Raw genomic sequence first — 13,875 nt, forward strand, 5'->3', positions numbered from 1 at the left:
CCACGACAGCTACCGAGTGATATTCGCTGCTTCGTGAACCGCGACACGTCGTTACGACAACTCGACGTGTTCTTCACCGAGGATCGAGAGCAAGCTCAGGTCTCGACGGTTTGCGTGGTTGTCGGCACCGCGGGCGTCGGGAAGACCTCGTACGCGATCCACTGGGCCCACGGAATCGTTGATGAGTTTCCTGATGGCCAACTCTTCGTCAACCTGCGCGGCTACGATCCGGGACCTCCCGTGGCCCCCGATCAGGTATTGGAGCGCTTCCTGAGCGCTTTGGGCGTACCCCACGCCGCCATTCCGGCCGATCTGGAATCACGGGCAGACCTTTACCGCTCCCAGGTCGCCGGGCGTAGAGTGCTGATCGTCCTCGACAACGCCTCAAGCGTCCGCCAGGTACGTCCGCTTCTGCCGGGAAGCCCAGGGTGCCTGGTACTGGTGACCAGCCGAAGCCGACTTTCCGGGCTGGTCGCAAGGGACGGCGCCCGGCGCCTGTCGCTCGACATGCTGAACGAGATGGAAGCGATCTCCCTGATCAGGAGTTTGATCAACGAGTACCGCCCCAAAGACGATCCCACCGATATCGCGGAATTGGTTCATCTCTGCGCACGCCTACCCCTGGCCCTGCGAATCGCCGCCGAGAACGCCGCCCGCCGGCCGCAGATGCCGCTGGGTGAGCTGATCGGAGAATTGCGGGATGAGTCTGCACTCTGGGACGCCCTGGCCACCGGGGATGATGAAGAAGCAGACGCGGTACGCTCGGTCTTCGCCTGGTCCTACCGCGCGCTCACGGATGCGGCCAGTCGCTTGTTCCGGCTGCTCGGTGTCCACCCGGGAGCTGATTTCAGCAGCCGGGCCGCCGCAGCATTAGCCGACATCCCGCTGGGAAAGGCACGGCGCCTCCTCGACGATCTCGTCGGCGCCCACTTACTTGAACAACAGTCATCGGACCGCTACAGCTTCCACGACCTCCTCCGCGCCTACGCGGTTGACCAGGTCCGCGACGAAGAAGATCCCTCATTTCTGGCGTCAGTGCTCCGCCGACTGCTTCTTTGGTACCTGAGACAAGCCGCCGCCGCGGCAGCCATCGTCATCCCTGGCACGGCTCCGGTGACCCTGGCCAGCTCTGGCAGTGATTCTCACGACATCACTTTTCCCGATTATCACGATGCCCTTCACTGGTATGAGCAAGAACGCTCCAATCTGATCGCCGCCACGCAGAGCGCCGCCGAGGCGGGCTTCCACGACATCGCATGGCAGCTACCGGTATGCGTGTATCGCATCTACGCGCGATACAACGACTTCGATGACTGGCGGATCACCAGTACGTACGCGTTGGCCTCGGTGAGAACCATGGGCAACCGAGGCGGCGAAGCGCTCGTCCTGGAGAGCCTCGCCAAGTTGCATACCCAGTCCCACGACCTTCCTCAGGCCATCGAATACCACGGGGCGGCGCTCGCGATCCGCAGGGAACTCAGCGACCGCTTGGGCGAGATCTCGTCGCTCAACGGAGTCGGATTGGCGATGCTCCGAGCGCATCGCCCGGCGGAGGCGAAGACCTATTTCTCCGAGACATACGCACTCGCGATCGCATCGGCGGACCGCGAATGGCAAGCCATCGCCGCCAACGCGCTGGCGTACGCGCATGTGGAGCTGGAGGAATTAGGGCATGCCGAATCACGCCACGAGGAGGCCGTCGCCCTCTTTCGCGAGTTCGGCGATCGTGCATCCGAAGGAGACGCCCTGCGCTGTGCGAGCCAGATCCACCGAAGCTCGGGCCGATTGGCACAGGCACTTGCCTCAGTCCAGAGTGCGCTCGCCATCGCCATGGATTTCGACAACCGGGTGTGGGAGGCCTGGTGGTTGATCGAGCTCGGCCAGGTCCAGGCGGCCCTCGGCAAGCACGACGAGGCCGTCGAGTCCTACCACCGATCAGGGGTCTTGCACCGCCGGATCGGTGATCGGAACCGGGAAGCGTGCTCGTGGGATGCCACTGGCGTGTCGTTCCTCGAGCAAGGGCAACCTCAACAGGCTGCCGAGTTCCATCGTCAAGCAGCCAATGCCTTCAGGACGGTTGGCAACCAGTGGCAGCTGGCTCTGGCCTCGGCGAATCTCGCCACAGCTCTGGCAGCAAGCCACAAAGAGCAGGAAGCGCTGATCAGCGCCAACGATGCGCAAGGGTTCCTCACCGAGTTCGAAGATCCTGCAGCCAAGCGCCTCCTGGCGAGGGTGCGGACCTTGCTCTCGTCGTTGACGCCCTGATCACAGCGCTAAAGGTTCACAATTCCGCTCAGGAGATGCCTTATGGCCAGGGCCCTTAGGATTGCGCTCGTATCGTTTCGATCGGATATCTTCACGGCACTGCACGCGGGCTGTTTCCAAGCCGGCCACGAGGTGGTTCTCTACGCGATCGGCAGGTCCGCCCGGCCAGGACGACAAAGCTATCCCACCATGGGAGAGAAGGTGTCCGATGTCCTGACCGTCGTCGCACCAGAGACCACGCTGGTTCTGCCGGGCGACATCGACGGTCTGTCGACCTCGGTCCGTGGATTCGGCATCGACCTGGTCGTGGTGTGCGGCCTGACCTGGCGGCTCACGGCACAGGCTCTCCAGGCGCCACGGTTGGGCGTCATCAACGTGCATACTTCCTCGCTTCCGAGGTATCGCGGTCCCGCGCCGATCCAGTGGGCGATCCGCAATGGGGACCAGTCAATCGGCGTCACAGCACACTGGATGAACGAACGGATCGACAGCGGGAGCATCATCGTCCAGCGCGGCGGCATCCCGCTGCCCGAGTATGTGCGATTCGATGAGCTCTGGCACGATGTCGCCCCTGCTATCCGTGATCTAGTCGCGGAGGCGGTGACACTGGCCGCAGATGGCTACGACGGCGTTCCTCAAGACGAGAGCAAGGCGACCTACGCAGGCATGTTCGGGGCTGAAGACTCCACGATCAACTGGTCATGGCCAACGCATGACGTGCACAACCTGGTCCGCGCCTTCCACTTCGGCACGGGCATCCCGGGACCTTTCGCGACGGTTGACGGAGAGCAAGTCCGCGTTCTCCGGACCCGCCTCACGCCTGGTGCGGGTACCCGGGTAGAGCTACCAGATGGACCGTTGTGGATCGAGGAGGCTGAGCCCACGGCGGCCATGCCGGCCGCCGACCTTGCATGATGGGCCGACCTTGCATGATGGGCCGCACGCGGCATTCGGCGCGTAACTCAATCCGTCAGCGGAAGCGGCCGCTGCTCCGCCCACAACGCCGAAGCGTCACCGGCCGTCACCGGACGCGAGTACAGATACCCCTGCCCGGCCCGGACGCCGAGCTCCAGCAGCCGCCGGTGCTGGTCCCAGCCCTCGATGCCCTCGGCGATGGTGCGGATTTCCAGGGTGTCGCTGATCGTCAGCAGGCCGCGGACCAGGCGGCGCATGCGGTCGGAGGTGGTGAGGCGGCTGGTGAAGGATTTGTCGATCTTGATGATGTCGATCGGCATGTCGTGCAGCGAGATCAGCGAGGCGTAGCCGGTGCCGAAGTCGTCCAGGGCTATGGCGACGCCCAGTGCGCGCAGGTCCCGCAGGCGCTCGCGGACGCCGACGTCCTCATGGTCGAGCAGGGCTGTCTCGGTCACCTCGAGGACCACGTGGCGGGGGTCGATGCCGGTCTCGGCGAGGACGTCGCGGACCGCCTCGACGAAGCCCTCGCCGCGCAGTTGGTGGACCGAGACGTTGATCCCGATGAAGCAACCCTCGCCGGTGCGCGGGACGTTCCAGGCCACGGCCTGTTTCACCGCCAGCCGCAGCATCTGGTTGCCCAGCTCGCGGATCTGGCCGGTCTCCTCGGCGAGCGGGATGAAGGAGTCGGGGCTGAGCAGGCCCAGGGTCGGGTGCGGCCAGCGGGCGAGGGCTTCGAAGCCGGCGATGCGGCGGGTGTTCAGATGGACGATGGGCTGGTAGAAGACGTCCAGCGAGCCGTGTGCGAGCGCGTCGTCCAGGGCCGAGCGCAGTTCGGCGCGGCGGACGGCCTGGTCGAGCAGTTCGGCGTGGTAGCGGCGCCAGCGGGCCTTGCCCTCGGCCTTCGCCGCGTACAGGGCCAGGTCGGCGGCGCGCATCAGGGCGTCGGGATCCCCGTCCTCCTCCGGCCCGTGTCCCCCGCCGCCGGAACCGGCCGTCTCGCCGAGGACCGCCAGTCCGACGCTCGCGGTCACCCGCAGCGGTCCGGCGTTGGACTCCACCGGTTCGTCGAAGGCGTCGAGGACGCGCTGCGCGACGGCCTCCAGCCCGGCGCGCTCGGGGCCGTGCGCCATCAGGACGGCGAACTCGTCGCCGCCGAACCTGGCCACGGCGTCCTCCTCGCGGACGTTCTCCGTCAGCCTCCCGGCGACCGCCACCAGCACCTCGTCACCGATCGGGTGCCCGAGGGTGTCGTTGATCTCCTTGAAGTCGTCGAGGTCGACCATGAGCAGGCCCGCGGCGCCCATGCGGCCGGTTCCGGCGTCGAGGTCCTCGTGCATCAGGAGCCGCAGTCCCTGCCGGTTCATCAGTCCGGTCAGCGGGTCGGTCAGCGCCTGCCGGCGCAGTTCCTCCTCCAGCCGGCGCTCCTCGGTCACGTCACGCAGCGTCAGCACGATCCCGCGCACGGTCGGATCCGCCCGCAGGTCGCTCCACCGGGCCTCGGCGCGCACGATCCGGCCGTCCCCGGTCTGGACGCGGACGGCGCTGGGCCAGTCCGGGGCCGCCTGCGGGTCGCCGAGCTGGTCGAAGCAGCGGGCGACCAGCGCCTGGTCCGGCTCGGAGAACAGGTCGGCGACCGAGCCCTCACCCAGCCTGTCGCCGAACAACTGCTTCGCGGACGGACTGGAGAAGCCCACCCGGCCCTTCGGGGAGACCACGATGACGGCGTCCTGCGCGTCCGCGATCAGCGTGTGCAGGTAGGCCTGCGTCTCGCCTTGCAGCGTGGTCGCCTGCCACGCGCGCAACGCCTGGAGGAGCCGGGCGAAGACGAGCAGGAACAGCACGACACAGCAGCCGGCGAGCACGAGGGTGTCCGTCGGCGCGGCGCGGTATGCGGTGATGAGCAGGAGCACCGGGCTGACCAGCGCCGCGGAGCACAACACGGCGACCCAGGTGCGCGGCGCGACCAGGGCCCAGGGCCGGCCGCTCAGCGGCCGCACCAACTGCGCCATCGACGGCAGCAGCGCGGCCAGGCCCCACGCGATGTAGAACGCCGCGTAGCCGATGATCTCGCCGGGCACCGACCAGGACGGATGCAGTTCGGCCACCGCGAAGTATTCGTCGCCGTACAGCATCCCGAGCGCGCCGACCAGCAACAGCGGAACCGGCGCCGCTCGCCCCCGCCCGGCGAGCGGGAGTTGCAGCGCCAGGGCCAGGAGCAGCGCGTCGCCGAGCAGGTAAGTGATGAGGACCGTCTTGTCCAGCCCGGGCTGGTTTCCCAGGCGCCCGGACGGAATGACGAAGACGCTCCAGGACAGCGCCCCCAGACCGATGGCCACGATCAGGATGTCGAGCAGCGTCCCGCGGCGGTACTCCGACGTGTCCCGCAGCACGAATCCCAGCAGGGCGACGGTCGCGATCGGGTAGACGGTCACGTAGATCGCATCGGCCACGGTGGGGAACGGGCCAGCCCCGCCCACCGAACCGCCCAGCGCCTGGTACACCACGTCGCCGATGGCCTCGACCAGCAGCGCGGCGCCCACCAGCAGCCAGGGCAGCGCCGGCCGGGGCCGGTACCGGACGATCCCGACCGCCACAGCCGCCACAGAGGTCAGCGCCAGCACCGTCCACCACAGCAGCTGCCCGGAAGGCAGCAGCTCATAGGCGGCGAACGCCCCCGCCGAGATCAGTAGGAAGCCGGCGATCAGGCCGCGGGTGGCCGCGCGGGCGCGCCGCACCGGCTCAACGGCCGTCGGAGCGCCGCTGAGTGGGGGAACCTGTCCCGGCGTCGAATCCCACAGATCCAATTTTGCGCCTGGTACCGCCACACCAGCAGCCTGCGTTGGGCCAAACGATGCGCGCCCGGCTCCGCGGCAATTCCGTTGCGCCACCGCCGACGCTGCTGCGAGCATCGCGACCATGAACACGCGGAAGGTCGACGGCACCGTCGGCGCATGATCCAGGCAGAACGCCGGGAGGCGTTGCACCAGGCCATGATCGACCGGGACTTCCCGGTCATCGAGGAAGCACTGCGGGGAGATGACCTCGCGCTCAGGCGCGCCGCGTTGCGGGCGGTCAGGACCCTCCCGGTGGCCGACGACGCCGCGGCGGCGGTCCTGACGGACGCCTCGCTTGACCTGCGGCGGGCCTTCTACCGGACCCTGTTCCACGCGCACCGGACCGCGCTGGCCGACCGGCTGCTGCCGGCGGTGCGGCAGCAGTGGGGCGACGGCGAGGCCGCGGCTCTGCTGCCGGCGTGCTCGGCGCGGGTGGCGGCGGATCGGCTGCCGGGGCTCGCGCACGCGGTGGGTTCGTGGACCGCGCTGGCCCGCCGGCACCCGGAGGCCGTGCTGGACCACATCGAGAGCGGCGATCCGGCGCTCGCCCTCGGCTACGGGTTCTGGCGGCGGTGGGAGAACGTCCTCGCCATGCTCGCGGAGTCGCTGCCGGCGCGGACGATCGCGTTTCTGCAGACGCAGGACACGCGCTACGGCCTCCACCTCCCGGCGCGCGCGATGACCGCGCTGGTGAAGGCCGACCCGATGGGCGCCTGGCCCGTGGTGACCTCCGACCAGCGGCCGCGAACCAGCCGGCTGCACTACCGGGCTGTGTCAGCCCTCGATGACGCCGCGATCATCGACTACGTGGACGGCGACGTCTACTCGCTGTGGGCGGTGCTGGGCCACCTGCCGACGGCACGGCGCGAAGCCCTGGTCGACGCGTTCGCCGCGGCCGCTCCGGAGCGCCAGCCGATGTGGGCCGAGCCGCTGCTCGACGTGCTGCCGCCGGCCCGCGCCGCGGCCGAGGCCCGGCGGATGCTGGAGTGGTACCGCCCGCAGTGGCACGCGGTCCGGGGACGCTCCCAGGCCGAGGCGGTCGAGCTGATGCTGGCGTCGTATCTGCCCACGGCCGAGGCGGTCACGGTGCTGACCGAGGCGGTCGAGTCGGGCACCTCGACGGTCCGGGTGGCGGCCCGGTCGCTGCTGTTGCGCTGTGTGGCGCGGACCGGCGAGGCGGCCGAGGTGCTGCGGCAGGTCGAGGCGCTGGTCCCGCGCGTACTGAACGAGCCGGATCCGGTGCGCGGCAGCTTCCTGGAGTCGCTGGTCAGGCTGCCGGTCGCGGTGTTCGGAGACGACTGGGTCCCGGTGCTGGAGCGGCTGACGACGGTCGCGATCCAGGCACGGGACGGCTCGGAGTCCACGCGGCGGTCCCTCAGGATCCTGGCCGGCCGGACCCTGCGGCATCAGACGTCGCCGGGCTTGCGGGCGTGGGCTTTGGACGTGTACCGGCGGCTGGTGGCCCGGTTCGGCGCGGCGGGGCTGGCCGTGCCGGCCGCCGAGGTGGTGAATCCGCCGCCCGCGCCTCGGCGCCGCCGCGGCCGTGGCTACCGTCCGCCGACGCCGCCGGACGACTGGCGGCTGGACCTGGCGCTGTTGCCGGGGCAGGAGCGGGAGCTGGTCGAGGTGCTGCGGCCGTGGCTGGATGACGCGGTGGTTGTCAGGGAGCTGCGACGGGCTCTGGGCCGGCGGGCCGAGAACTGTGCGGAGCTGCCGGCACCCGTCGCCGAGGCCGCCGAAAACACTGAGGCCGCCGAAGCCGCCGAAGCCGACGGAACCGCCGAGACCACCGAGGCCACCGAGGCCACCGAGGCCACCGAGACCACCGAAGCCGCCCTGGCGCGCCTCCTCGCCGACGCGAACGGCCCGCGCTCCCCCGAAGCCGTCGCGGCCCTCGCGGCGTGCTGCGCGCGAGTCCGCCCCTCCGTCCTCGGGCCGGCGCTCGAATCAGCCCTCTTCGCCCCGGACAGCAAGGTCACCCTGCGCAAGCAGGCGGTCCACCAGCTCCGCCGCACCCGGATCCCGGGCCACCTGGACGTCCTGCTGCGGGCCTGGCATCGGCCCGACACCCACCGCGACGTGCGGGTGGCGATCGCGGTCGTGCTGCGCGGCGCCACCGAGGAACCGCGCGCGCTGGAGGCGGTCGCCGCCTCGGTCCGCCCGGGAATGAGCGAGCTGATGATCCGCACGCTCTTCCAGCCCCATCCGCAGCAGTACCCGCCGCAAGCGCGCGCCGCCTACGCGGCCCTGGTCCGGGACCTGCTGCGGGCGTCGGACGACGGCGGCGTCCGGTTCCGGGGCCTGAAGGCGTTCCGGGTCTGGGCGCCGTGGTACCGGGGCGGCATCGACGAACTCGTCGACACCCTCTTCGGGCCGGATCCCGACGAGGCCGAGCTGGCCGCCTCGCTCATCTGGGCTCTGATGTCGACCGGATCCGGGGTGGACCGGGCCCCGGAGGTGCTGCGCCGCCTCGCCGACGATCCGGCGCGGGCCGGGCACGCCGCCATGCTGACCACTGCCATCGCCAATCTGCGCAACCGGTATCAGACGCCTGAGCCGTGGACGCTGGACCTCGTCGAGCGGTCGCTGGCGGCGCTGGCCTCCGAGCCCGGGCACGTGCGGTTCGCGCTGCCGCTGGCGCTGGCGCTCGTGGATCCGACGGCCGAGGACCTCGACGGGCGTCTCATCGCCTACGCGGACCTGCTCGCGGGCCGTCCCTATCTGGCCGGCGTCTCCGAGCACGGCCTGCGGGAGCGGATCACCCACCAGACGGGACCGCGGCCGCCGGCCCGGCTCCTGACCGCTGCCCGTACGCTGGCCGATCGCGGCGATCTGGCGGGCGGCCTGGTGGCCACGCAGCTCGCGAAGGCGGTGATCGACGCCGGGAGCCGGGACGAGGGCTGGCGCGAGGTGGTCGCCACCCTGCGCACCTCGGCGCACCTCGAGGTCGCCGACACCGCGCGGGCCATCACGCCCCGCAAGCCAGGAGAAGAAGGGCACTGATTCCCGCCGTTACCGTGATGGTCGTGGCGAAGACAGCAATCGGACCCGACGAGCTGGGCCGGCGGTACGACGCGTCGGCCTCCATCACCGATGTCATGAACGAGGGGCAGGTGCACCTGGCGTACTGGTACGGCCGGGAGGACACCACACCCTTGCGCGAGGCATCACGGCGCATCACCCGCAAGGTGGTCGACGCGCTCGGCCTGCACCCCGGCGACCGGGTTCTGGACGCCGGCTGCGGCCTGGGGCTGCCCGCCCTCGACGTGGCCGAGGCCACCGGCGCGCACGTCACCGGCGTCACGGTCAGCCAGGCCGAGGTGGACGCCGCGACGAAGCGCGCCGCCGAGGCCCGGATGCAGGAGCGGGTGGGCTACCGGCGCGCGGACTTCATGGCGCTGCCCTTCCCCGACGCCTCCTTCGACGCGGTCCTGGCGATGGAGTCGCTCGTCCACGCACCCGACCTGGGCCGAGCGCTGCGCGAGTTCCACCGCGTACTGCGCCCCGGCGGCCGCGTGGGGCTGGTCGAGTACACGCTGGAGTCCGCGGGGAGCGCGGCCGAGATCGAGGAGTTCTTCACCAACCTCGGTCTGAGCAACCTGCTCACCACGCAGGGCTGGATCGAGGCGTTCGCCGAGGCCGGCTTCGCCCTCGAGGAGTACACGCAGTGCGGCCCCCGGGTGTTCGGCATGGGCCCGAAGTACATCGAGGCCGCGCGCGGGATCCGTGACCGCGTCGTCGCCCAGTTCGGCGACGAGGCGTACCGGGGGCTGGAGGGCGGCCTCGCCGGGTTCTTCGAGATCAGCGCGGGACGGGTGGGGTACGTCGTCGCGGCGTTCGGCAAGCCGGGCGGCTAGCGGCTCCGTCACTCATGTCGCTTTCTCCGACTTCGCTCCGACCACCGGGTAAAGGCGCCACGCGCGGGGTGCCACCCACTGTGGTTAGCGAGGAAGGATCTGCCATGAGTGACAGTGACACGACCCAAACCGCGGCCCCGCTTGCCGGCCGCCGGGAATGGCTCGGCCTGGCCGCACTGGCGTTGCCCACGCTGTTGGTCGCCTTCGATATCGGCGGCCTGTTCCTGGCGCTGCCCCACCTGAGCGCCGATCTGCACGCCACCGGGACCGAGCAGCTGTGGATCACCGACATCTACGGCTTCATGCTCGCCGGGTTCCTGATCACCATGGGCACGCTGGGCGACAGGATCGGCCGGCGCAAGCTGCTCATGATCGGTGCGGGCGGGTTCTTCGCCGCCTCGCTCCTGGCGGCGTTCTCGACCAGCCCGATGATGCTCATCATCGCCCGGGCACTGCTCGGCGTCGCCGGCGCCACGTTGTCGCCGTCGACGCTGGCCCTGATCAGCAACATGTTCCGGAACCCCAAGCAGATGGGGACCGCGATCTCGCTGTGGGCCTTCTGCAGTTTCGGCGGGGCCGCGCTGGGGCCGGTCATCGGCGGGGTGCTGCTGCAGCACTTCTGGTGGGGTTCGGTCTTCCTGCTCGGGACGCCGGTCATGCTGTTGCTGCTGATCGTCGGGCCGATCCTGCTGCCGGAATACCGTGACGCCGACGCCAAGCGGCTGGACCTGATCAGCGTGGTGCTGTCGCTGGCCGCGATCCTGCCGGTGATCTACGGCATCAAGCAGCTGGCCGCCGGGGAGAACAGCTCGCCGGCGTGGTCGGCGCTGGCCATCGTCGTCGGCCTCGGGTTCGCCGCCCTGTTCACCCGGCGGCAGTTGCGGCTGCCCAATCCGCTGCTCGACCTGCGACTGTTCCGCAACCTCAAGTTCAGCAGCTCGCTGCTGGCCATGCTGCTGGCCTCCGGGACGCTGGCCGGGCTGGGCCTGATGACCAGCCAGTTCATCCAGAGCGTGCTCGGGATGGAGCCGGCCAAGGCCGGGCTGTGGCAGGCCCCGACGGGCCTGGGCATCGCCATCGGCGTGCTGGTCACCCCGGTGCTCGTGCGGAAGATCGAGCAGAGCACCGCGATCCTCGGCGGCCTCGTGCTCTGCTTCGTGGGTCTGGTCCTGCTCAGCACGGTGCGCAGCACCAGCAGCGCAGGTCTGGTGTCGTTGAGCGTGGCGCTGGTGGCGCTGGGCATCGGGCCGCTGTTCGTGCTCGGCACCAGCCTGGTCGTCGGGTCCGCCCCGCCGGAGAAGGCCGGCTCGGCGGCGTCGATGTCGGAGACCAGCAACGTCTTCGGCTCGACGCTCGGACTGGCCCTGCTGGGCAGCGTCGGCGCCGCGGTCTACCAGTCGAGCATGTCCGGCTCGGCGGTCGCCGGGGCCCGGCAGACGCTGGCCGACGCGGTCGCCGCCGCCGCCAACCTCCCGGCCGGCCAGGCCCAGCCGCTGTTGAGCAAGGCCCGCGACGCCTTCACCGACGGGCTCGACATCGTGGCCTACAGCGGCATCGCGATCATCGCGATCGTCTTCGCCTTCGCGTGGGTGACCCTGCGCCAGAAGGCCCCGGCGCCGTCGGCGCCCACCGAGCCGGATCCGGTCGCCGAGCGCCCCATGGTGACCGAGTCCTGAGGGAAGTTCCGCCCGGTACCCGCCCCGCATCGGGTACCGGGCGGAACGCCGTACCGGGCGGGACGCCGCACCCGGCTCAGCCCGTGGTCGCGGCGGCGCTGGCCTCCGTCTCCACCGCGGGCACCGGCCGGCGTGACCGGGGCCTGGCCCACCTGCGCATGACCGGCATCTCGACGAACCGGTAGAGCAGCCAGGCCAGGAAGATGCTGATGGCCAGACAGGCCAGCAGGAACAGCACCGCCACCGGCGTGCTCCACGACGTCTGGTCGTAGTCGCCGTATCCCATCCACTCCCCCTTGAACGCCGCCTGCACCGTGTGCAGCACGTTGAGATGGATGAGGAAGAACGCATACGAGATCTCGCCCAGGAAGACGGGCACCCGATGCGTCAACAGAGTCCTGCGACCGGCGATGTCACTGGTGGCGGCCGCCGAGACCAGCAACCCGAGCGGGAAGCTGTACGTCGCCGCGAACACCCAGAGCTGGGGCAGCCACAACGACGGCACATACAGCACCGCGACCATAAGCGCCGCCGGCCCGAGGCCCAGCCGGATGAACCGCCCGCTGATGACGATGCGCGCGAACAGGATGCCGACGACGAACTCCAGGCAGCGCACCAGCGGGAACTGGTAGACGAACCACATCTGCGGCCAGGAGAACTGGGTGTACCCCGGGAACATCGGCGAGTCCGGCACGAAAGCCTTCGCCAGCAACGGAACCGACAACGACAGCGCCGACACCCCGATGACCCAGTACCAGAGCCGATCCTCCCGGATCCTCGCGATGGCGAGGACCAGGAACGGGAACAACATGTAGAACACGATCTCCGCGGACAGCGACCAGGTGACCCCGTTGACGGCGTAAAGCAGGTTGTTCATGCTCGGCGCCCAGGAGTTCACGAGGAACAGGTTGGCGATAGCGGGCTCGACCATCGTCTTGGTCCCCGACACCACCAGCATGACGAGGATGACCAGCCAGATCACCGCATGGTTCGGGAAGATCTTGAAGAACCGCCGACGCCAGAACTGACCCTTCGTGTCGGTCGGCCGCGCGACCCAGGTCAGGACGAACCCGCTGAGCACGAAGAAGAACCCGACGCCCATCGTGCCGGCACTGTTGGTGACGAAGTCGTAGTGCTTCTCCAGCCGGGTATCACGGAAAACACCCAAGTAGGTCACATGGTAGGTGAAGACCAGAAAAGCGGCGACGAATCGCAAGGCGGTGAGGGAAGGAAGCCTGGCCGGACGTTGTGCCATTGCCTCTGTCATGGGTACCTGCCTCGTCGATGAGGGGTCGGGAGAGAGCCACAGCGGGTCTACGGGAGTGGAGTCTGCGGGCCGCCCGGCGGGGCGTGCATCTTCCAGGGTGCGGGGTTGAGCCGAAGCCGCAGCCGATGCGTCCGCTCCCCGCGAAACGCACCGGCTGCTGTCGACGCCACGCCCGCTACATCAACGGATTCGCACCGCGCGGCCTGCTGGAGAGCTCCTCGTGCGTCCGCTCCAGCAGCAGGAGCGGGTCCTGCGTCTCGACCTGGCCGAGACCCGGAGGGCAGCGCTCCCAGCCGAGCAGGCGCTGCACTTCCTCGGGCAGGGTCTGGACGGTCTCCCGGGAGACCGCAAGGTACTGATTCTCCTCCTGCCGCAGATTGCCCAGGTCCAGCGCGACCGACAGGCTGTACCGCGGCGCGTCGGTGGTGTTGGCTCCGCCGCCGTGGTAGACCCCGCCCGGCCAGAGCAGCGCGGAGCCGGCGGGCATGACCGCCGGGACGGTCTCGGCGTACGCCGGGGCCCGCTCGTCGTCCCAGCGGTGGCTGCCGGGGATCACCAGGGTCGCGCCGTTGGCCGCGGTGAAGTCGGTCAGCGCCAGCATCAGCTGGAGCCGGCACGGCGGCCCCGGATGCCGCCACAGGTGCATGGCGTCGTCGCGGTGCAGCGGCTGCCGGCCCTGGCCCGGATCGATCCGGATCGCCTGGGTGAAGCTGACCTGGATGCTCGGGGTCACCTCCATCCGGACCTTGCCGATCCACATGTGCGTGGGCTGCTGCAGCAGACGCCGGGCCGCGCCGAGGAACTGCGGCTGGAGGACCACGCCGGTCATGGGCCCCGGCGAGCGCTGGAACAGGCTGGACAGCCGCTTGGTCTTCTGCCCGTCGTAGCCGCTCTCGCTGTAGCCGGCCGCCTCCAGGCCGGGCGCGAGGTCCGCCCGGAGCGCGGCCAGCGTCCCGGCGTCGGCGAAGTCCTCGACGATCACCGCTCCGTCGCGGTCCAGGACCTCGACGACGTCGTCGAGCGCGGTGGCGGGGGTGACGTGGGTCAGTGCGGCCATCGGG

At 69.9% G+C, this 13,875-nt stretch carries 8 protein-coding genes; 5 read left to right on the plus strand and 3 right to left on the minus strand.

Going from position 1 to position 13,875, the window contains the following annotated elements:
- The first annotated feature begins 33 nt into the window (after window positions 1–33).
- Both ABH926_RS10740 and ABH926_RS10745 read left to right on the plus strand, forming a co-directional pair.
- The gene (locus tag ABH926_RS10740; protein WP_370365283.1) at window positions 34–2,265 is read left to right on the plus strand and encodes a tetratricopeptide repeat protein; all 2,232 of its coding nucleotides are present in this window, start codon (window positions 34–36) and stop codon (window positions 2,263–2,265) included.
- 42 nt (window positions 2,266–2,307) lie between these two features.
- The gene (locus ABH926_RS10745) at window positions 2,308–3,180 is read left to right on the plus strand and encodes a methionyl-tRNA formyltransferase (protein ID WP_370365284.1); all 873 of its coding nucleotides are present in this window, start codon (window positions 2,308–2,310) and stop codon (window positions 3,178–3,180) included.
- Window positions 3,181–3,227: 47 nt separating this feature from the next.
- Here the strand turns inward: ABH926_RS10745 and ABH926_RS10750 are convergent, their stop codons facing one another.
- Complete coding sequence (locus tag ABH926_RS10750; protein ID WP_370365285.1) at window positions 3,228–5,915, minus strand: putative bifunctional diguanylate cyclase/phosphodiesterase; 2,688 nt, start codon at window positions 5,913–5,915, stop codon at window positions 3,228–3,230.
- A 216-nt stretch (window positions 5,916–6,131) separates the two neighbouring features.
- Here ABH926_RS10750 and ABH926_RS10755 point away from each other — a divergent pair, with 216 nt between their 5' ends.
- The 3 genes from ABH926_RS10755 to ABH926_RS10765 all read left to right on the plus strand — a co-directional run bounded on the left by ABH926_RS10755 (window position 6,132) and on the right by ABH926_RS10765 (window position 11,547).
- Window positions 6,132–9,017: a hypothetical protein gene (locus ABH926_RS10755; RefSeq protein WP_370365286.1), complete on the plus strand. Its 2,886-nt coding sequence runs from the start codon at window positions 6,132–6,134 to the stop codon at window positions 9,015–9,017.
- A gap of 23 nt (window positions 9,018–9,040) precedes the next feature.
- A complete protein-coding gene (locus tag ABH926_RS10760; RefSeq protein WP_370365287.1) occupies window positions 9,041–9,871 on the plus strand; it encodes a class I SAM-dependent methyltransferase in 831 nt (276 codons plus the stop codon).
- A gap of 104 nt (window positions 9,872–9,975) precedes the next feature.
- The gene (locus tag ABH926_RS10765; RefSeq protein WP_370365288.1) at window positions 9,976–11,547 is read left to right on the plus strand and encodes an MFS transporter; all 1,572 of its coding nucleotides are present in this window, start codon (window positions 9,976–9,978) and stop codon (window positions 11,545–11,547) included.
- Between the two features lie 76 nt (window positions 11,548–11,623).
- Here ABH926_RS10765 and ABH926_RS10770 read toward each other — a convergent pair whose 3' ends face one another.
- Window positions 11,624–12,814, minus strand: a complete 1,191-nt coding sequence (locus tag ABH926_RS10770) for an acyltransferase family protein (protein ID WP_370365289.1) — start codon at window positions 12,812–12,814, stop codon at window positions 11,624–11,626.
- A gap of 175 nt (window positions 12,815–12,989) precedes the next feature.
- Window positions 12,990–13,871: a phytanoyl-CoA dioxygenase family protein gene (locus ABH926_RS10775; protein ID WP_370365290.1), complete on the minus strand. Its 882-nt coding sequence runs from the start codon at window positions 13,869–13,871 to the stop codon at window positions 12,990–12,992.
- Between the last annotated feature and the right edge of the window lie 4 nt (window positions 13,872–13,875).

Origin of the sequence: Catenulispora sp. GP43, from assembly GCF_041260665.1 — a bacterium.
In the GTDB taxonomy this organism is placed as follows: Bacteria; Actinomycetota; Actinomycetes; order Streptomycetales; family Catenulisporaceae; genus Catenulispora.

Bases quoted from the DNA above. Each gene is read 5' to 3' on its own strand.
- ABH926_RS10745 (WP_370365284.1), top strand. From the start codon at position 2,308: ATGGCCAGGGCCCTTAGGATTGCGCTCGTATCGTTTCGATCGGATATC.
- ABH926_RS10755 (WP_370365286.1), top strand. From the start codon at position 6,132: ATGATCCAGGCAGAACGCCGGGAGGCGTTGCACCAGGCCATGATCGAC.
- ABH926_RS10765 (WP_370365288.1), top strand. From the start codon at position 9,976: ATGAGTGACAGTGACACGACCCAAACCGCGGCCCCGCTTGCCGGCCGC.
- ABH926_RS10770 (WP_370365289.1), bottom strand. From the start codon at position 12,814: ATGACAGAGGCAATGGCACAACGTCCGGCCAGGCTTCCTTCCCTCACC.
- ABH926_RS10775 (WP_370365290.1), bottom strand. From the start codon at position 13,871: ATGGCCGCACTGACCCACGTCACCCCCGCCACCGCGCTCGACGACGTC.